Here is a 19,819-nt window from a genome sequence, read left to right as displayed (position 1 = left end):
GGTCAACTTATACGTGCGTTTTAGTACTTTACTTATTCTAGTTTTAAGTTTTTCATATGCTGCGATTTATCAAGTTGCTCATGCTACAAATTATGCTCAGCAGTTACAGCGTTTATCACCTGATGAGGGCCTTTCTCAAGGCTATGTAACTGACATCTTACAAGACGATTTGGGTTACATTTGGATAGCAACACACCAAGGCCTGAATCGATTTGATGGTTATAATGTCAACATTTTCCCTAATTTTGACCAATATTCTATCTTGCTGCTTGCAAAAACACATGATAACAAAGTGTTTGTCTCTACAGAGTTTGCAGGCGCGTTTATAATAGACCCAATTAGTTTAACCGTAGAACAAATTTATTCTGGTAAATTAAACAAAGAAGACAAAAACTTTTCACCTATCTTAGCTATCGCTCAAGACAAAAGCGCATTTTACTTTGCAATTAATCACCATGTTTACATTTATAATACGTCAACAAAATCAATGTCTCATGAGTTCTCAATTAATAAGAATGAACATATTGTAAGAGCCCTTACCCTCCACAACGATTACTTATATATCGGCACAAGCAATGGCCTTTACTCTCAGTCAATTATTGACGATTACACCACCAGAATTCCTTATCTATCGGAATCACAGCAAAATGAAGACAATACAAATGTAAAGCATTTATCTATAGACGAAGAGTTTGGTCTGATGGTTGGGACTGTTGAAGGGCTTTATTCTATTGCGTTAACTGAAGGCACAAAGCTTGACCTAGCGCATGTAAAGACATTAATAAATGACAACAATATCTGGGACTACACTGCATCAGAATACGGCGAGTACGTAGCGACTGAGAATGGCCTTTACCAGTATCATCGCCAGACAAATGAAAAAGAGCTGATTCTAAAATTTGATCAAAGCAAGTTTTATTTTACTGATAACACTATACTGAAAGTCATGGTCGATAGATCAGGTTCCATGTGGTTAGCATCACGCTCCCAAGGTGTGTTTACTTGGCCAACTCTCGCCCGCCGTTTTGAGAATATGACAATTAACCACAATGGTAAATTACATAACAATGTCATATTTAGTGTGTACCAAGACGAGCAAAACTCAATCTGGTTAGGCACAGAAAATGGTATTACTCGTCAAAGCGATGATGAAAGTACAACATTTCTAGACTCCAATGACGCAAAAGCGTTTTATGGCCAATACAGTGTTTATGGGATAACAAATGCTGATTTGGGCGAGCCGGGTCGCTATTTGTGGTTACTACTCTATGAAGGACTTGCCCTTTTTGATAAACAAGCAGAAAAGCTTGCACCACTGCCTGCTGAAGGGCTTACAAAAGAGGTTATTAATCAGCCTGATACATATGGGCTCCATCAAATAACAACGGATACCTTCGCATTTTTTAATAGTGATAATTATTACCTCTATGACGGGCAAACTGGGCAGACTCGCATTATCAAGGGCTTAAGCGATCTCATCGATCCTGAAACTAGCTACGCTTTTTTAAAACCTCTCTCGAATGTGCCTGATGAGTTGCTTATTAGCGTCTCTGGCGCGCTTTATCGTTACAATGAAATAACACAAAAATTAACGACGATTTATGAGGTTGAAAGCTACAACCCCCTAACGTACGTTGTAACTTATGATACCGTCATTGACTATAACAACACGCTCTGGCTTGCCTCTTCTCATGAAGGACTGATAGCGCTAGACGCAACAACATACGAAGAAAAAGCACGAGTTAATTTTGCTCAAGGCATCAACACTAAATCTATTTTTGCACTACAAATCGATCAATTTGGTTTTCTGTGGGCAAGTAGCCAAAACGGTTTATATCGCGTGAACCTCAATTCGATGCAAGTAAATGATTATTCAGTTAAAGACGGATTGACTGTAAATGAATTTAACCTAGACTCACATGCTTTACTCAATGATGGCCGCCTTGCCTTTGGCACTACAAACGGTTTACTCACGTTATCACCCCAAGACTTTTTAAGTGTGCCAAATTCAGAAGCAGATCTAAGTACTCAGATAACTTCAATCGATTTATTTTCAAGGGAACTGAGCTTTCACCCACAACAATTTAAAAACGACACATTGCAGTTAAATGCGGATGACATGGGCTTAGAGGTCAGTTTTTCTAACTTTGACTTTTTAAACATAGATAAAACTCGCTACAAAGTAACATTAACAGGCCCTACTGCATTTTCTTATGATAATTATAAAAAGAATAAAATCTTTTTTACCAAGCTTGCCCCAGGTAGCTACGAGCTTTCAATTGCTGCTTACTTCAACAATAGTGTAGGAATGGGCAAACCTACTACACTTGCTTTCAATGTTGCTTATGCGCCATGGCGCTCACCACTTGCACTATTTATATATGGTTTAATCTCAATTTTTATTCTGTTTATCATTGTTTGGCAGTACAGAACGAAGCGAAATACCATTGAGAAATCACACAAAAAAGTTTTACTTTCTCAACAGCAAACAGAATTGGCACTTAACAGTAGCAATAGTGGGGTGTGGGAGATTAATGTCGAAACACGCTCAGGGACACAGAATCGTTTAAACCAAGAACTTGGCTATAACTTAATAGGGCATAAAATTGGCAATAAAGAGTTTGGCCGGCTTATTCACCCAGACGATAGAGAACAATTAATTAAAGCATGGAGAGAATTTCTATCGCAAAATAGTAATAATCAATGGCAAGCGACTTATCGACTGAAACATGCACAAGGACATTGGCTCTGGTATCAAGACACAGGGCGAGTATCGAAAAGAAATGAGCAGGGCGAAGTAAGCAAAGTCTCTGGCATTTATACTAACATTACTCAACATCGAGCAAATGCTCAACTTGCAGCTGTGTTAGGTGAAGCATTTAGCCAAATAAATGATTGGCTTTTGATTTTAGATAGTAATTTTCAGCCTATTTCTGTTAATAATAGCTTTTCTGAAGCATTTTCTATCAATGCTACTACTAATAAGCTTAATATCAGACGCTTTTTATCTGCGCTTGGTAAGTTGCAATACAGAGAATACACGCAAGTATTAAAAACGCTCAAAGCGAAAGATAACTGGCGTGGTGATGCTTATATAAAAAGCAAAACCAACCCCTCACACCCTATTCACGTTAGTATTACAGCTATTGCAAAGGAAACAAAAGATATTAGCTACTACGTGATCGTTATTACTGACCTAACAGAGCAAAAACGAGCAGAAAATGAGCTGCGTTATTTAGCTAATTATGATCCGTTAACAAAGCTGCCTAACCGTACTTTAATGCACCATAAAATAAGTCAAGTCATTAAAAATGCAAATAAAAAAGGCACGCTTGCTGCCCTGTTATTTATTGATTTAGATAAATTTAAACCTGTCAATGACTCCTTTGGCCATGCAGTGGGTGATCAACTACTGTGCAATATTACTCAGCGAATCAACAGGATGATCAGTAGTCATTCTATTTTAGGGCGTCAAAGCGGCGATGAATTCTTACTGTTAGTAGAAAATATAGAATCACCTCAATCATTAAGCAGTTTAGTCAAATCCGTCTCTGAAGAATTGGGAAAAAGGGTCGAAATCAATGACTTTGCGATAAATATAACGGCGAGTATAGGGGTCGCACTTTACCCATTTGATGCTGACTCCGCAGACACATTAATTCGTCATTCCGATATTGCTATGATGCATGCAAAGCAAGCTGGCAGGAACGGGTTTAAGTTTTTTACGGAGCAAATGAATGACAAAATAACCCAAAAGTTACTGTTAGAAAATGCATTAAAAGACGCATTCAAAGATGATTTATTGTTCAACTATTATCAACCTATCGTGAATAGTAAGACAAAGAAAATTAATGCGGTTGAATTACTTATGCGATGGAAACATGAAGGAAATTTTGTGTCTCCCGCTGAATTCATTCCTATCGCCGAAGAAGCTGGTTTGATTGATGTGCTCACTGAGCAAGCATTAGATAGAGCTCTCTCAGAGCTTGCTCCACTGCTTCGCGCAAACCCCCGCTTTTACCTCTCATTAAATTTATCACCTGTGCATATTTTAAAATCAAACCTGAGTGAACGGTTGCTGTTAATTTTAGCGCAGCACCATATTAAGCCCTCTCAGTTAAGGCTAGAAATTACCGAAAATACTTTACTTGAAGACAAAGTAAAAGCTTCAAAGCAATTACATGTTCTGAAAAATGCTGGGTTTAAGCTGTTTTTAGACGACTTTGGTACAGGGTATTCATCATTAACTTACTTAAGTCAATTTCCAATTGATGTTATCAAAATAGATCAGAGCTTTGTGAGAAATATCGGCGCAGATATCTCTAACGAATCAATTATAAAAACCATTTATTTGCTTGCTGAAAACTTAGACCTTTATTGTATTGCAGAAGGTGTTGAAACAATCGAACAAATTCAATTTTTACAAAAGCTTGGGTGTTATGATTTTCAGGGCTACTACTTTGCCAAACCTATGCCTGCAACTGAACTGCTAGATGAGTCTGTATTAAATTTAGTTATACAGAGATTAAACAGTATCTAAACCTGTGACCATTTATATAAGCAATTGTATAACTGATTTCTATCAACCGGTTTTGAGATAAAGTCGTTCATGCCAACGTGTAAGCATTTCTTTTTATCTTCTTCAAACGCATTAGCGGTGATTGCAATAATAGTGACTTCACCAAACTGTTTCACATTTTTACGGATCTCTCTGGTACATTCAAAACCATCCATATTTGGCATCTGACAGTCCATCAAAATTAAATCCACTTCAATCTCTAGCAGACGTGCGATCGCTTTTTCACCATCGTCAGCGGTTTCAAGAGAACATCCGGTCTGCGCGAGCATTTTTGAAATAACAATCTGATTAATAGGATTGTCTTCTACCAACAGAATGCGAAGGCTAGATAAATCAGGTGTCTCCATGTGCTTGTCTACTATTTCATTGGTTTGTGCAAGTGTCACAGGCAGTGATACAGTAAAGTCGCTTCCCTTTCCTTGTTCACTAATAACGTCAAGTTTTCCCCCCATCAAAGTGACTATTCGCTGACATATTGCCAACCCTAACCCTGTACCACCATAAAGCCGGGTAGTTGAAATATCTGCTTGCGTGAACTCCTTAAATAACGATGCCAGTTGTTTTTGAGAAATACCGATCCCTGTATCATGTACTTTAACCACCAAGCGCGCATCTTTATAATCAACCAGTAACTGAATTTTGCCTTGTGCTGTGAATTTACCTGCATTACTGAGTAGGTTGTTAATCACTTGGCTTAACCTTAACCCATCAATGTGTATTATTTTTGGAACATCGGGAGCAATAAGCATTTCAAAACTCACTCCTTTTTTGACACCCGTGTTACTGAAGACGGCCCCTATTTGGTTTATTAATTGATGCACCTCTACACTTTGATCATCCAGTTTTAAAGCACCGGCTTCAATTTTAGAAAAATCTAAAATATCATTTAAAATGAGTAGTAAATTATTCGCGCTTTGTTGGATCATTTGCAACTGTTCACTACTCTCACTTTTGAGGGTATTTTCATTAAGCAAAATATCCGTTAAACCAATAATACCATTGAGAGGAGTGCGTATTTCGTGACTCATATTCGCTAAAAATTGCGATTTAGCCTGACTCGCTTTGTTTGCTAAAGCAACCGCCTTGATCAATTCATTTGTTTTTTCATTAACTTGATATTCAAGTTTTACATTAAAGTCTTTTAATTTTGAATTTAGCGCTTTATTTTCAACATTTGCTTGCTCTAATTCATTGAAGCTATTGCTTAGTTTAATCCCAAGTTCACCAAATTGCTGTTTTAGATTATGCACTTCCAACCATGAACGATCATCTTGAGATAGCGTAACCGTTGATTCTTTAGGATCAAAGTCATCTATTTGTGTGTTCAACTCTTCAATTGGCCTCACTAACCATTTACACAGACGTGTGATAAAGATTCCTATCAATATAATAATAACAGTGGCCAAAAAGAGTGATTGAAGCCACGCACCCGCAGCAACTAAATTAGCATGTTTTCTATTAAACATTGTGATCACAAACCAACCTTGATCTGGAGACTTTACTAATTGTGCGTAATATTCCTCTCCATCGATTGTTTGCTCCATAATAGCGCGGTCATTAACAGTAAACTGTGTCAAATCTGAATCACTGATAGACGTTAATACTGGAAACTTATCAGCCAACGTACTAAAGACAATTTGGTGACTTGCATCAAGTACGATTAGCTCGCCTTCACTGTCAAAAAAGCTTGGCTTAAATTGAAGCAATGAACCGAATACCAATGACCCTTCAACAATTCCTTGAAACTTGCCATCCTTCTCTATAGGCGCGGAAACACCGACAATAGGGACATCGCCTAACCCCCTACTTTTAAATATATTAGAAATATAACCATTCGGCTTTTCTCTCCCAATAGTGTAGTAATCACGATCAGCAATAGATGGGGCATCATCATTTAAACTTTCTTTGAGACTAATTGGGTTAAATACACGAGCAATTGCATTTGCATCACTAATAATTGACGAGCGCAGATTTGGATATTGTGCCATTAAATTTTCAAGCGCAACCTCTTCATCCATTCCGTGCTCAATTGCTTTTGCTGTTAACACTACACCACGTCGAAAATCATTAAGATACATGTCAATTTTTACAGCAATATCTTTTGACTTATCCAGTAGCTGAGACTTCACCTCATACTCAATGCGCGAGTAATGATTATTGGTTAATAAAATAGTGGTTAAAAGAACAACGAGAACAACCAGTAAACTGACGATGTAATTAAGGATTTTGTATAAAGACAAACCACTGCGTTGCCACGTTTGCCCTATAAAAAAGAAGCTGATTAAATCAATGACAATCAGCGTTATTGCTGCATTTAAAAAATATTTAACTAATGCAGTAAAAACACCCAGTAAGTGTATATCGACAACAAAGAAGCCAATTAATCCAAGAATGGGTAATCCTATAATGAACCAATAAGCAATCCCTATGAAAAATAAAGGTTTAGCACGACAATAGCAAAAATAGTATAGCCAAAAGACCTCCCCAATAAAAACAATTGAAGGCCAGCAATGACCCCACCTATAGAAGATGAAAGCAGCACTGATACAACACGCAAACAGCGCATAGCGAAGCCCGAAGAATAAAAGAGAGAGTAGAACAAAAAGTTGACCGAACAAAAACTCGGAACTGTCTAGAAACCAAAAGGGTAATAAATTTGCAAAACCTGCTAGCACCGCCAATATGATGGAGAAAAAAAGTGCAAAATAACGGTGCTGTAATATAACCAATGACTTGACCTAACGAGCGTAACTTTAACTAAAAATAAGGGAAAAAATGTTGTTTGCCAAGTAAAGCTCGTAATAATCTCTATTATAATTAAAAATTAATTAAATCATCAGCTAGGGTCTGTTGGCCTGTCAAGATTAAATTTGCAGCAGTCTGTTCGGTATTCAGGCAAAGTAGCACCTATCTGGTGTGGTTGTTCCCCATAAATAGGTGATAACGCAGCATCTATGCCAAACAGGCGCCGCCCTTCGGGTTCTACCTAGGAGCGATTTACTCTTTGATGCTTGGTTTTAACTTAGCCCACTAGGTTACAAACCTCGCGCCGCGATTAAATCGCTCCTAGTTTAAACAAATTTTAATCCGCAAAGGTCAACAGACCCTAGTGAACGCATCCGTTACTTTCAATTTGTAAAACACTTTCGGCAATGTTAAATCGTTTTGCCAATAACTGCTCTACTTTTAAACGACACGCTTCATCATGTTTCTCTTTCGTACAATGCTGCTTTAAAACTACGTGCGCACCAACAACTAACTTTTTTTCACGGCGAGTAATTGTGACATTGTGAACATTTTCTACATGCTCAACTTGGCTAATTGATGTCTCTATTTCATTTACGTCAGGGAGTTTTGCTTTACTTTGAGAAAAACCTTTTATACACGATATGATGACTTTAATACCTGTGAAGAAAACAAAAAGAGCAATCAACATACTTGATAATATATCTATTATTGTCCAACCAGTTAGGTAAATAAGCACACCGGCAATAAACGTTGAAACGGTTGAAATGAGGTCAAAAAATGAGTGAAGGAAAACAGCATATACATTAATACTCGCTTTTCGTCCTTTATATAACACCCACGCAGCTGCCCCATGAAATAAGAAGCCCGTTGCTGCGATCACAGACATTAAATAACTATTTACTGTGACGCCTTCTCCCTCGTGATGGTGAAGAATACGTTCACCGCCTTCAAACAATATGACTAAACTAATTGCCAAGTACAAACAGCCATTAATTAACCCTCCGGTTAATTCAGCCTTTTGATAACCATCGTTATAATTTTTAGCTAAATGAATCGCCAAACTGGAGGCGAGTAATGCAATAAACAAAGAACTATTGTGAACAAACAAGTGCCCAGCATCAGCAAGCACTGCTAATGAGTTTGCATAATAGGCACCTATAATTTGAATAACCATAAAAGAACACGTAATTGAAAGTGCAATTAATAGCCTGCGACGTGAATCTTTATGCGTCGTGATATCTGTCATGAAGGTTTGAATTACCTGTACTGAATTGAAGAAAAATGAATCATCGATGAAACGAAAAACGGTAATGATATACAATATCAATTGTAATACGTCCTACTATTAAACGCACTAAAAAAATGCCCCCATATTTAAGCAAATAGGGATAAAAGCTAATTAAACAAAAAAGTACCAATTTAAACAATTTGAATGTAAGCTAACATTGTTAACAAGACGTTATTAGGTGGTTGGGTTATTAACTTTTCAGCTAACAATCAACAAGATCCTCAAAGTGTATGGCGAACTCTTAATTCCCTGCCATTTGCCATTGTGATGTTCGATAATTCGACATCAACTGCCCACATTAATCAATTGGCACAGGGTTTATTTGGTCTGGCGCCTGAACTGAACATTACGTCAGTCACTTTAAGTAACCTTCACATACACTTTCCGTCAACTGAGAAATCGGTTTCAATGGCAACATTCTTGTCATCAAAGCACAATTGGCTTACTGAAACATTGACCATGGTAGAAAGCAATCAAGCCATTCAAGTAAAAAAAACGGCATTATCAATAGCTGATATTTACTTTTTCGAGCCCGTAGCGCTAGAACAAAAACATGATGATTTTGATAAAGTCATTGCAAATATATCCAGTCAACTTATTGATATTCAATCAGACAGCGTAGATAAAAAAATAGAAGATGCATTACGGACAATGGGGACATTTTGCCAAGCGGATCGCAGCTATTTGTTCCAGTTTAGCCCAGATGGCATGTTAATGAGCAACACTCATGAATGGGTAAATCATGGTATCGCTCCATTTAAAGAGCAATTGCAAGATGTTCCCCAAGAAGCGTTGCCTTACTTTTTTAATACGCTCAAAGCCTCTGGAATATTTATGGTGCCAGATGTAAACACATTACCACCCGCAGCAGAGCTTGAAAGAACTGAGTTTCAATCTGAAGGAATAAAGTCTCTGTTATGTATAGCACTTTTCTCAGAAAACGCTTTATTTGGGTTTATTGGGTGTGATTGCGTACATTCGAAACACAATTGGACTGAAACTGATCTATTAAGAATTAAACTCGTCGGTGAAATACTCACTAGCGCTTTAAAAAATGCATCATACAAGCTCCACATTGAAGACATGCAAAACCAATTATTAAAAGTGAACAAAGAGCTTAAATCGCAAGCAAACATCGACAGCCTTACAACGATTGCCAACCGAAGGTGCTTTGATAAAACATTGAGTACTGAAATTCAGCGAGCAGCTCGTATCAAGAAGCCTTTAAGTTTAATTATTTGCGATATAGATTATTTCAAACTTTATAATGATAACTTCGGGCATCAACAAGGTGATCAGGTTTTAAAACAAGTCGCAATTGCGCTACATGACTTGTGCAAACGAGAAGGTGATTTAGCCGCCCGTTATGGTGGTGAAGAATTTGCAATTATTCTGCCATGCTTAAACGAATCAGATTGCTACCATTTTGCACAGTTACTACAGAAAAAAGTCCGCGAACTTAAAATTGATCATCCTTATTCAAATGTTTCAAAGTATTTAACATTGAGCGTTGGTTGTTTTAGCTGTATCCCAGACAAACACACACAAGAAGATCTCATGATCTTAGCTGCAGATAGCGCACTTTATCAAGCAAAAAGCGCTGGCAGGAACCTCATCAATACCTTTACTAAACATCGTTAATACCAGAGAGCCCTAACGCCAACAATCCAAATCCGTCAGCAACAAGTGCGCCCTTTGATTACAGCGTATAAGTCAGGTTTTACTAGTCGAATTACAACAGTGGTGGTAATGTGGAAAGCGTTACATTTGTACATAATTAACAAACAAGCACAGTAACAATATCATATTCTAAGGAGAGTATTTATGGATCCAATCACACAAATTATCAACATGGTTTTCACTGTTGAAGCGTTTTTACTGATTTTCGTTTTAGTCCTACTGAAAAGTAGTGTTAAGTTTGTTCCTCAAAACCGAGCCTGGCTAATTGAACGCTTTGGTAAATATCAATCAACAAAAGAAGCTGGCCTAAATTTCATTGTTCCATTTGTTGATAGAATTGCAGCCGATCGTAGCTTAAAAGAACAAGCCCAAGATGTGCCATCTCAATCTGCAATTACGAAAGATAACATCTCACTTATTGTAGATGGTGTACTGTATTTTCGAGTATTAGACCCTTACAAAGCGACTTATGGCGTAGATGATTATGTATTCGCAGTCACTCAGCTTTCGCAAACTACTATGCGCTCAGAGCTGGGTAAAATGGAACTGGATAAAACATTTGAAGAACGTGATTTGCTGAATACCAATATCGTCACTGCAATCAACCAAGCTGCAGAGCCATGGGGTATCCAGGTATTACGTTACGAGATTAAAGACATTGTGCCACCACAATCGGTTATGGAAGCCATGGAAGCACAAATGAAAGCTGAACGTGTTAAGCGAGCACAGATTTTAGAATCAGAAGGTGACCGCCAAGCAAATATCAATGTGGCTGAAGGTAAAAAACAAGCGCAGGTTCTTGCCGCAGAAGCAGACAAAGCCGAACAAATTTTACGTGCAGAAGGTGAAGCTAAAGCCATTATTGCCGTGGCAGAAGCTCAAGCTGATGCACTGAGAAAAGTGGGTGAAGCTGCAGATACTGAAGAAGGTCAAAAAGCGATTCAACTTGATTTAGCAACTAAAGCAATTGCAGCAAAAGAGGCCATTGCACGTGAATCATCGGTGGTTTTATTGCCTGATAGTGGCACTGACGCAAGCTCGCTCGTTGCGCAAGGTATGTCTATTATCAACTCATTAAACCTAAAGCAAAAAAGCTAACACCGTGGAGTAAGTGATGGAGTTTATTGTTAATAATTTACCCGAAGCGTTGATGATTATTGGTGTAATAGCCTTAATCATAGAAGTAGCTGTGCTTGGCCTATCTACATTTATACTGCTTTTTTTAGGCATTTCATTGTTTTCAACAGGCTTAATGATGAATGTTGGTTTACTTGAAGCATCCATGACAACCGCCCTTTGGAGCAATACCCTAATCACATCAGCGTGTGCCATTTTATTGTGGAAGCCATTAAAGCGCATGCAAGACAATGTAGATAATAAAGAAGTGAAAAGTGACTTTGCAGAACTTGATTTTATCATTAAAGCAGACGTGAATGATTTAGGCTTAACGACACATGCCTATTCAGGCATCGATTGGAAATTAAAAAGTCATCAGCCATTATGTGCAGGTACCCATGTAAAGGTAATAAAAAAAGAAGTCGGTGTAATGTGGGTTGAAGCAATCTAACACCTATTATCTCGGCTCAAACAAACAAGTGGCATGGATGTATGTTCACGCCACTTAGCCATCACTTTAACAATGCAACTTAAACCAGACAGACTAACGTTGCAGATGCCATAAAATACAGCAATAAGAATTTAATAAGCCCGCCGTTTTCATCAAGTAAACAACTTAAATGAATAGCACACAACGATATAGCCAAGCCAGAATAATGGTATTATCTTATTTATGTAGTGAGTGAATGCCTATTAATAGCATAAAGATAACGCTAAAAATGGTGCTTGCGTATCCTAAATAAGATTAGTATTGTCATAAAGTTAAAGCGTATAAAAGATAAATTGGAGCTGTTATGAGTCAGTCAAGCCATGCTCTAGTCGTCGAAGGTGGCGCTATGCGAGGTATTTTTGCAACGGGCGTATTAGATGGCTTTTTAAGTGCCCATTATCAGCCTTTCAATCAATGTTTTGGCGTATCTGCTGGGGCGACAAACATCGCGGCTTATTTATGTAAACAGCCTAAGCGTAATCACACTGTCATCACAGACTATTCATGTCGGCCAGAGTTTATTAGTTTGCCACGATTTTTAACTGGTGGGCACCTATTTGATCTCGACTGGCTGTGGCAGCAAACGATTGCAGATATACGGTTAGACTTGACCATATTCAGTCAACAAAAGTGTGAATTTTACATTGTAGCCACGTCTATTAACTCTGGCCAAGCACATTACTTAAAAGCCACAAAAGAGGGACTCGAGCAGCAACTCAAAGCGTCATGTGCTATACCTATTGCATACAGAGATTATCCCGTAATAGATGGAATTAAAATGACTGACGGCGGAGTGGCTGACTCAATCCCTGTTCGCAAGGCATACCAAATGGGCGCAACAGAGATAACAGTGATTTTGTCTCAACCTCTGGGTTATCGAAAAAAGAGAAAAAAATCGTCTTGGTTTACTAAAACACTTTACAAAAAACACCCAGAACTTGCCAAAGCATCCCTCAAACGTGCAGAAGATTACAATGAAAGTATTGATTTTATAAACACGCCACCCTCAGATTGTAAAATACATATTATAGCGCCACCATGTGATTTTAAAGTGGGCCGAATGACTACGGACATGAAGAAGCTTGCTGAGGGTTATCAGATGGGAATAAACGCAAGTGAACACTACTTTAGTCAAACCCAAGGCTCTTCCTTAGTCAAAGTAACAAAAGGCCACCCAAAGCAATGAACTATCAAGTCAGCTGTCAAAAATCACGCTTAAATATTGAGCTCATACATGAGTTCATTAGTGGCACATATTGGGCGAAAGGGATTCCCATTGAGATTATGCTTAGGGCTATACAGAACTCTTTGTGTTTTGGTGTGTATGATGAGCAAGGTGAACAAGTTGGTTTTGCGAGAGTTATTTCTGACTTTGCAACATTTGGCTATCTAGCAGACGTGTTCATTCTACAAGCACACAGGGGGCAAGGGTTAAGCAAACTATTACTCACAGAAATCATGTCTCACCCGAGACTACAAAACTTACGCCGCTTTTGTTTAGCAACTGCTGATGCACATACCTTGTATCAGCAATTTGGTTTTACGCCTTTAACCGCTCCTGAAACAATGATGGAAGTTCGCGTCGCTGATATATATCAGCAGCTAAACAACACACATAAGTAAGTATATTTTACACAAACCCACTTTCATATCATGTCAGTGCGCGTATAGCGTGTGTTTTTGACCTATAATGATTACTATTACATAGGGTTGGTTATAATAACTGATATTATTGATGAGTAAATTTTCCGCATGTGCTTACACTACAAAATAACATGGCTATCTATTGTACTGCTATTACAAACATTCAATGTATTCGCTAATGACTCTATCATTAACTTACATTTAGCCACTCCGCATAGTTTCAATTCGCCAAAAAATAGTTATATGCATGCTTTACTAACAGCTAGCTTGGCTGCTGAAAATAAACGCGTTACGTTCACTTACTCTACCATCCCAATGAATAAAAAAAGAGCGACAGAAGAGCTAAGTAAACCGAACAGCATTAACTTAGTGTGGCTTTCAATTGCTCCCACAAGCCAACCGTCATTAATAAAAACATCCATGCCGCTATACAAAGGGTTGCACGGAAAACGATTATTGATGATCCATAAGTCTCAATTGCATCGCTTTGAAAATATTAATTCACTGGATGAGCTAAAACCACTTGTCGCTTTGCAAAAACAAACTTGGTCTGATTACGATGTTCTAATACGCAATGGCCTAACAGTGAATGGCGAACATGATTATGATGTTATGCTTAAATTGCTAGCCGCAGGCTTAGCTGATTACTTCCCACGCTCTGTTTCTGCTATAAAAGCTGAAACATCAAAACAGCCATATAAAGACCTAGTTATTGAACCGACCATTATGCTGCAATATTCAAATCATTATCACTTTTACTCCCATAAAAGTAACCAGCAACTCATTAATTTATTAGACAACGGCTTGCAAAAAATTCGCAAAAGTGGTGAGTTTGAGAGACTTTACCAACAATATATAGGTGGACCTGAGCAAGGTTTGAATCTCCCATTTAAAAAAGTATTTCACTTGAAATAAGGGCATACGATGCTTAAACATTTACTTAGGGCCGTGAGTTATATTGGCGTTTTTATTATCGGATTTGCAGCAGGCATGTATATGCTGCCAATTTTAACAGCCCCACCATCACCAAGTGCACAAGCACTTGAAAGCCACGCTCAACGCGCTTCATATCATGGTAACTTCATTAAAAATTTGCCGGGTTCTGATGCCTTTCACTATGGTGTTGGTGATGTAAGATTAACAAGCGATCTTATTTCATTTGAAGGAAAACTGAGCCCAGGACCGGATTACCATGTGTACTTAGCTAATCGCTTCATTGACAACGAAGCTGACTTTTTAGCCTACAAAGGTACCTTTACACGCGTTGCAAGTGTTAATACATTTGACAACTTTTTAGTAAAAATACCTCAAGATGTTGATATAAAAAAATTCAATACCGTTATTGTATGGTGTGAAAGCTTCGATGAATTTATCAGTGCTGCTAAATACCAGTAACTCAATTCATAGAAGCAAACACCTACCGGCTAGGTTCAAAACCATCGTAATGAGGCAATTTATTTCCGAATTCTTCCCAATTGGCTTTTGAGCTGCAAAAATTATGACTAATAGGTCGCTCTTCTATGTCAGTGTCGAGTATCCCTAAACGTAGCCTTAACCTTGATATATCATCCGTGTTTTCACTGTAAACAGGGCTGCCGCAAGATAAACAAAAATGACGAATTCGCCCTGGTTTAAATTCAAACGCCGAAAGGTTTTTAACCCCTCGGGTGACAGTGAAGTCTTCACGGTTAATAAACCCATTTGTAGCAAATGCAGTGCCGCTAGACTTTCGGCATAACGAACAATGGCAATGGATAATGCTGCTTATTGGGCCATTGACTTCTATTGCTACTCTTTTACACAAACAACTACCTTGATACATTGCGCTCTCCTTTTTCACAAATATACCATAAGGTCCCTATACAGCACATAAAAAAGCCGCCTTTGGAGAGGGCGGCTTGGGTTAACAAACAGCTTTGGGTGTATCTTGCTGTTATATCAAGAGAGAGTGCTGCGCATTAAGCAGCTGTTTTGTCTTGCTCGCTTTCTTCACTGTTGCGAATTAAGTAATCAAAAGCACCTAAACTGGCTGTTGCACCGCTCCCCATGGCAATGATAATTTGCTTAAATGGAGTGTTCGTTGCATCACCTGCGCCATAAACACCTGGTAATGAGGTAGCACCTTTTGCGTCAATCAAAATTTCACCAAATTTACTAAGCTCAATATCGGTTTTTTGTAACCATTCCGTGTTGGGTATTAGCCCTATTTGCACAAAAATACCGGCAATCTCGAGTGCTTTACTGTCACCTGTAGCTCGGTCTGTGTAAGTAAGCCCTGTTACCTTTTTACCATCGCCAAGTACTTCTGTAGTTTGGGCGTTTTTAATAATAGTAATATTATTCAAACTGTTTGCTTTGCGAATAAGTACTTCATCGGCGCGTAATGTATCTGCAAACTCAAGTACCGTTACATGCTCGACAATGTTTGCTAAATCGATTGCAGCTTCAATGCCAGAGTTACCACCACCAATGACAGCAACAGGCTTACCTTTAAATAAAGGGCCGTCACAATGCGGGCAGTATGCTACACCATGTCCGCGATACGCTTGTTCACCGGGTACGTTCATTTCGCGCCAGCGTGCACCGGTTGCTAAAACAAGCGATTTGGCCTTTAAAGTAGCCCCGTTTTCAAGCGTAATTTCGTATTTTTTATTAACGCGATCAAGCCCGGCAGCACGTTGATTATGCATTACATCAACATCGTACTCTTTCACATGCTCTTCAAGCTGGGCAACAAGCTTTGGCCCTTCAGTGGCTTTAACAGAGATAAAGTTTTCAATGCCAAGTGTATCGGCAACTTGCCCGCCAAATCGCTCTGCAACAATACCGGTATTTAACCCTTTACGTGCAGAATAAATAGCAGCTGATGCACCGGCAGGTCCGCCACCGACTACTAATACGTCAAATTCGTCTTTTTCGCTAAGTGCCGCAGCTTGACGCGCAGCCCCTTTACTATCAACTTTATTTAATATGTCCGTTAAGCTTAATGCACCTTGGCTAAATGGTTCACCATTTAAATAAACAGCCGGTACGGCTAAAATATTGCGCTCTTCTACTTCCTGTTGAAACAGTGCACCATCAATCATTGTCGCTTTAATTTTGCTATTAGCCGCGGCCATTGTATTTAGTGCCTGCACTACTTGCGGGCAGGTTTGGCAACTCAAGCTAATGTAAATCTCAAAATTAAGTTCTTGATCAAGTGATTGTATTTGTTCAATGTCTTCGCTTTTTGCTTTACTTGCATGCCCGCCAGTATGTAAAAGCGCCAACACTAAACTTGTAAATTCGTGTCCCATCGGTACGCCTGCAAACGTAATATGGGTATTTTTGACCGATGAGTGAACAACCATAGACGGGCGACGTACGCTGCTATCTGGGTTGTTAATTACCGTCAATTTTTCGCTTAATGATGCTAAATCGTTAGCTAAACTTTCAACTTCTGCTGATTTTTTGCTGTTATCCAAGGCAATAAGCAGCTCAACAGGTTGAGTCAGCGATTCAAAATGGCTCTTCAATTGGTTTTTTATATTGCTATCTAACATGGCTTAACCTTTAGTGGAAATTTGAACAGCAAACCTCCCGCGTTTGGTAGTGGATGTGCTTAATAAACGCTACAAACACAGGAAGTACCAATAGCAATTGCTAATGGTTTAAGGGCAGCTAACTGCCCTAATCGAAATGGGCAAATCTGCGTTAGATTTTGCCAACTAAATCAAGTGAAGGAGCAAGCGTTTCTTCACCAGGCTGCCAAGAAGCTGGGCATACTTCACCATCATGCGTTGCGATGTATTGTGCAGCTTGCACTTTACGCACTAACTCTTTAGCGCTACGGCCAATACCTAAATCGTGAGTTTCGATTACTTTGATTTCACCCTCAGGGTTCATTACAAAAGTACCACGAAGTGCTAAACCTTCTTCTTCGATCATTACGCCAAAGCTGCGAGTGATACGACCCGTTGGGTCGCCAATCATTGGGTACGTAATTTTACCGATTGTGTCTGACGTATCGTGCCATGCTTTGTGAGTAAAGTGTGTATCCGTTGATACTGAATAGACTTCTACGCCCATTTCTTGAAGTTGTGCATAATAATCCGCTAAGTCACCTAATTCTGTTGGACACACAAAGGTAAAATCCGCAGGGTAGAAAAAGAAGATAGACCACTTACCTAAAACATCTTGTTCGCTTAGCTCAACGAAGTCACCATTGTGGTATGCTGTTGCATTGAAAGGCTGTAGTTTTGTGTTAATTAATGAAGTGCTCATAGTATTCCTCATTGGTATTTAAAAGTATAAACAACGCAGTTCGTCGCGTTGGCTTGGTACATACAATAGAGCCATTGAAAAATTAAATAAAATTGATTGTTTAGATTATATCAATCCATTTTTATGATTAAACTTTTACGAAGCACATTTCGTATAGAATTTGTTATGTAGATTGCTGCTACAATAGCCGCCAAACAAACTGAATATTAAGGGTATGCTGTAATGGAAAAATTTATCAATCACATCCAACTTGGTTATTTAGGCTTATTGCCCTTTCTTGGGTGTGTGGCATGGCCATTAATTGCTGGCAGTAATGCAGTCAATCTAGAGTTTTTTACCTTTTACAGTATTGCTATTTTAGCTTTTATGGCCGGAAACCAATGGCATGCTGGCAATCAAAGTTACAGCAGCGCAATTAAAGCCGTCGCGCCTGTTATACCAATCCCTTTTCTCACTTTTTTACCTATTGAATGGACATTGGCATGGTTGGCGACGAGTTTTTGGCTGGTGCTGCTTTTTGAGAAGTCGACATTAGCGTGGAAAACATATCACCCTGACTACCAAAAAATGCGATTTATCCTAACCTCAGTCGTTTTTGTGTGCCACATATTAATGATTGGTATGAGCATATACCCAGAGTAAACACCGTGGTGGTGCTAAAGAGCTGAATGTTGTAGTATCTGCCTCCTCAAATTAAGGAGCTTTCATGATAGATCAACTGCGCCAACAACTCGATCAACTCGGCGAAAATTACGTCGAAAAAAATGGCTTATTCAAGATTAAAGTATTGCCATTTTTCTGTGCTATACACATAAAAAAAGATCGTAAAGGTGAAGGTCGTTTATCGTTTTATTCAAACCAATTAATTGAAATATTGTTAGTGGTTCTTTTCTTACTCTTTGGTGTCATGATTTTTGACCCCGCAGCGGGTTTTACGCATGGACCAATTCATATTGTATTTGCTGTATTGATTACGTTTAATCTAATTTTAAAGCAAATCGCCGTTGAAGGACTCAAAACCCGTATCGCTTTACTCGTTGCTGTGCAGAATCAAATCACTGAAAACTAACGAGCACTGACTTTTTCTGCTATACCTTAAACAAATGAGTTGTCGTAAGGTATAAAATGAAACATCCCTACTGGTTGGCAATAATTTGGCTGTTTGTTCTTGTCTGTAGCATACACTTACTCAATAGTGATCTGTTTGATATGGATCTTTTAGAGGAACTTTTTTGGGCTGCGCTCTCGGTATCTCTGACTTTACAAGTATATGCTTACTTAGGTAATAAACTATTAATAACTGCATGGGTAGTTTACTGCACAGGGTTAATTTTGGATTTACTTGATGATTTAGTTGATACCGAAATATTTCCGGTTTTACTGTTTGACACGGCATTAAAAAATATTGGCTTTTTGTTAACGTGCATGGGCTTGTACCTGCTAATTTTAGAAAAACGTAAGACGATTAAAAAGCTCAATCACGAAATACAGCTTAGCCAAAAACTGCAGCAACAGTTAGAACAAGAAGCAAACCACGATCAACTTACTGGGCTTGGCAACCGCCGAGCATGCTTCACTCGGTTTGAACAATTAAAGAGCCATTATCAACGTGTTTATTATTTTGACCTTGATAACTTTAAGTTTGCAAACGATAAATACGGTCATCAATGTGGCGACCTCATTTTAACGAGCTTTGCAAAGCGATTATCGACTAAGTTTAGACAACATAATTGTTTTCGGCTGGGCGGCGATGAGTTCATTGCATTTTGTAATGACGACAGTCCTAATCTGAACGAACTACGTGAATACCTCATCGCTGATATGAAAGAGTTTCAAGTAAGTGTGAGTATTGGTACCGCACCTCTTTGTCCAGAGCAAGACCCAGATACCATTTTGCATAACGCAGACCAAAATATGTATGTTGATAAATCGCACAAAGCTGAGCGCAATAAAGAACCCTCTTGATATCTTTGGTATACTTAGTCTATGAAATGACTGCAATGAACGAATA

Annotated in this window: 16 protein-coding genes; 11 read left to right on the top strand and 5 right to left on the bottom strand. The window is 38.6% G+C overall.

Annotation, left to right across the window (positions count from 1 at the left end; translation table 11 throughout):
- Positions 1–13 precede the first annotated feature (13 nt).
- Positions 14–4,540, top strand: a complete 4,527-nt coding sequence (locus tag ATS75_RS04140; protein WP_235591123.1) for an EAL domain-containing protein — start codon at positions 14–16, stop codon at positions 4,538–4,540.
- Here the strand turns inward: ATS75_RS04140 and ATS75_RS04135 are convergent.
- Together ATS75_RS04135 and ATS75_RS04130 are read right to left on the bottom strand one after the other, a co-directional pair.
- Complete coding sequence (locus tag ATS75_RS04135; RefSeq protein ID WP_058559171.1) at positions 4,537–7,308, bottom strand: hybrid sensor histidine kinase/response regulator; 2,772 nt, start codon at positions 7,306–7,308, stop codon at positions 4,537–4,539. The two genes, ATS75_RS04140 and ATS75_RS04135, sit on opposite strands and share 4 nt — an antisense overlap.
- Before the next feature lie 377 nt (positions 7,309–7,685).
- The gene (locus tag ATS75_RS04130) at positions 7,686–8,573 is read right to left on the bottom strand and encodes a cation diffusion facilitator family transporter (RefSeq protein WP_058559170.1); all 888 of its coding nucleotides are present in this window, start codon (positions 8,571–8,573) and stop codon (positions 7,686–7,688) included.
- A gap of 309 nt (positions 8,574–8,882) precedes the next feature.
- Here ATS75_RS04130 and ATS75_RS04125 point away from each other — a divergent pair, with 309 nt between their 5' ends.
- From ATS75_RS04125 to ATS75_RS04095, 7 genes are all read left to right on the top strand, one after another.
- Positions 8,883–10,256 carry a diguanylate cyclase domain-containing protein gene (locus ATS75_RS04125; protein WP_082665395.1) on the top strand — a complete coding sequence of 458 codons (1,374 nt, stop codon included), beginning with the start codon at positions 8,883–8,885 and terminating at the stop codon, positions 10,254–10,256.
- A gap of 183 nt (positions 10,257–10,439) precedes the next feature.
- The gene (locus tag ATS75_RS04120; protein ID WP_058559168.1) at positions 10,440–11,393 is read left to right on the top strand and encodes an SPFH domain-containing protein; all 954 of its coding nucleotides are present in this window, start codon (positions 10,440–10,442) and stop codon (positions 11,391–11,393) included.
- A 16-nt stretch (positions 11,394–11,409) separates the two neighbouring features.
- The gene (locus tag ATS75_RS04115; RefSeq protein ID WP_058559167.1) at positions 11,410–11,862 is read left to right on the top strand and encodes an NfeD family protein; all 453 of its coding nucleotides are present in this window, start codon (positions 11,410–11,412) and stop codon (positions 11,860–11,862) included.
- Between the two features lie 343 nt (positions 11,863–12,205).
- Positions 12,206–13,087: a patatin family protein gene (locus ATS75_RS04110; protein ID WP_058559166.1), complete on the top strand. Its 882-nt coding sequence runs from the start codon at positions 12,206–12,208 to the stop codon at positions 13,085–13,087.
- Positions 13,084–13,524: a GNAT family N-acetyltransferase gene (locus ATS75_RS04105; RefSeq protein WP_058559165.1), complete on the top strand. Its 441-nt coding sequence runs from the start codon at positions 13,084–13,086 to the stop codon at positions 13,522–13,524. The genes ATS75_RS04110 and ATS75_RS04105 overlap by 4 nt, the downstream gene beginning before the upstream one ends.
- Before the next feature lie 129 nt (positions 13,525–13,653).
- Positions 13,654–14,460, top strand: coding sequence for a substrate-binding periplasmic protein (locus ATS75_RS04100; RefSeq protein WP_058559164.1), 807 nt, complete (start codon positions 13,654–13,656; stop codon positions 14,458–14,460).
- Between the two features lie 9 nt (positions 14,461–14,469).
- Positions 14,470–14,940: a DM13 domain-containing protein gene (locus ATS75_RS04095; RefSeq protein WP_058559163.1), complete on the top strand. Its 471-nt coding sequence runs from the start codon at positions 14,470–14,472 to the stop codon at positions 14,938–14,940.
- Between the two features lie 22 nt (positions 14,941–14,962).
- On the opposite strand, the gene ATS75_RS04090 is transcribed toward ATS75_RS04095, so the two are convergent.
- The 3 genes from ATS75_RS04090 to ahpC all read right to left on the bottom strand — a co-directional run bounded on the left by ATS75_RS04090 (position 14,963) and on the right by ahpC (position 17,808).
- Positions 14,963–15,367, bottom strand: a complete 405-nt coding sequence (locus ATS75_RS04090; RefSeq protein ID WP_058559162.1) for a GFA family protein — start codon at positions 15,365–15,367, stop codon at positions 14,963–14,965.
- A 136-nt stretch (positions 15,368–15,503) separates the two neighbouring features.
- Entirely contained in the window at positions 15,504–17,087 is a 1,584-nt protein-coding gene (ahpF, locus tag ATS75_RS04085) for an alkyl hydroperoxide reductase subunit F (RefSeq protein ID WP_058559161.1), read from the bottom strand.
- 151 nt (positions 17,088–17,238) lie between these two features.
- Entirely contained in the window at positions 17,239–17,808 is a 570-nt protein-coding gene (gene ahpC, locus ATS75_RS04080) for an alkyl hydroperoxide reductase subunit C (protein ID WP_058559160.1), read from the bottom strand.
- A 222-nt stretch (positions 17,809–18,030) separates the two neighbouring features.
- Here ahpC and ATS75_RS04075 point away from each other — a divergent pair, with 222 nt between their 5' ends.
- The 3 genes from ATS75_RS04075 to ATS75_RS04065 all read left to right on the top strand — a co-directional run bounded on the left by ATS75_RS04075 (position 18,031) and on the right by ATS75_RS04065 (position 19,773).
- Complete coding sequence (locus ATS75_RS04075) at positions 18,031–18,450, top strand: DUF3429 domain-containing protein (protein WP_058559159.1); 420 nt, start codon at positions 18,031–18,033, stop codon at positions 18,448–18,450.
- 64 nt (positions 18,451–18,514) lie between these two features.
- Positions 18,515–18,877 (top strand): hypothetical protein, encoded by a 363-nt coding sequence (locus ATS75_RS04070; RefSeq protein WP_058559158.1) that lies wholly within the window; start codon positions 18,515–18,517, stop codon positions 18,875–18,877.
- A gap of 56 nt (positions 18,878–18,933) precedes the next feature.
- Positions 18,934–19,773, top strand: a complete 840-nt coding sequence (locus tag ATS75_RS04065; RefSeq protein ID WP_058559157.1) for a GGDEF domain-containing protein — start codon at positions 18,934–18,936, stop codon at positions 19,771–19,773.
- Positions 19,774–19,819 lie beyond the last annotated feature (46 nt).

This window comes from Pseudoalteromonas sp. H105, assembly GCF_001469215.1.
Classification (GTDB): Bacteria; Pseudomonadota; Gammaproteobacteria; order Enterobacterales; family Alteromonadaceae; genus Pseudoalteromonas.
The sequence above is the reverse complement of the archived record's forward strand: the minus strand, read 5'-3'. Positions and strand labels throughout refer to the sequence as shown.

What these genes read in the sequence shown, in the direction of transcription:
- ATS75_RS04130 (WP_058559170.1), bottom strand. Translation starts at nt 8,573, where the DNA reads ATGACAGATATCACGACGCATAAAGATTCACGTCGCAGGCTATTAATT.
- ATS75_RS04125 (WP_082665395.1), top strand. Translation starts at nt 8,883, where the DNA reads ATGTTCGATAATTCGACATCAACTGCCCACATTAATCAATTGGCACAG.
- ATS75_RS04120 (WP_058559168.1), top strand. Translation starts at nt 10,440, where the DNA reads ATGGATCCAATCACACAAATTATCAACATGGTTTTCACTGTTGAAGCG.
- ATS75_RS04115 (WP_058559167.1), top strand. Translation starts at nt 11,410, where the DNA reads ATGGAGTTTATTGTTAATAATTTACCCGAAGCGTTGATGATTATTGGT.
- ATS75_RS04110 (WP_058559166.1), top strand. Translation starts at nt 12,206, where the DNA reads ATGAGTCAGTCAAGCCATGCTCTAGTCGTCGAAGGTGGCGCTATGCGA.
- ATS75_RS04105 (WP_058559165.1), top strand. Translation starts at nt 13,084, where the DNA reads ATGAACTATCAAGTCAGCTGTCAAAAATCACGCTTAAATATTGAGCTC.
- ATS75_RS04100 (WP_058559164.1), top strand. Translation starts at nt 13,654, where the DNA reads ATGTGCTTACACTACAAAATAACATGGCTATCTATTGTACTGCTATTA.
- ATS75_RS04095 (WP_058559163.1), top strand. Translation starts at nt 14,470, where the DNA reads ATGCTTAAACATTTACTTAGGGCCGTGAGTTATATTGGCGTTTTTATT.
- ATS75_RS04090 (WP_058559162.1), bottom strand. Translation starts at nt 15,367, where the DNA reads ATGTATCAAGGTAGTTGTTTGTGTAAAAGAGTAGCAATAGAAGTCAAT.
- ahpF (WP_058559161.1), bottom strand. Translation starts at nt 17,087, where the DNA reads ATGTTAGATAGCAATATAAAAAACCAATTGAAGAGCCATTTTGAATCG.
- ahpC (WP_058559160.1), bottom strand. Translation starts at nt 17,808, where the DNA reads ATGAGCACTTCATTAATTAACACAAAACTACAGCCTTTCAATGCAACA.
- ATS75_RS04075 (WP_058559159.1), top strand. Translation starts at nt 18,031, where the DNA reads ATGGAAAAATTTATCAATCACATCCAACTTGGTTATTTAGGCTTATTG.
- ATS75_RS04070 (WP_058559158.1), top strand. Translation starts at nt 18,515, where the DNA reads ATGATAGATCAACTGCGCCAACAACTCGATCAACTCGGCGAAAATTAC.
- ATS75_RS04065 (WP_058559157.1), top strand. Translation starts at nt 18,934, where the DNA reads ATGAAACATCCCTACTGGTTGGCAATAATTTGGCTGTTTGTTCTTGTC.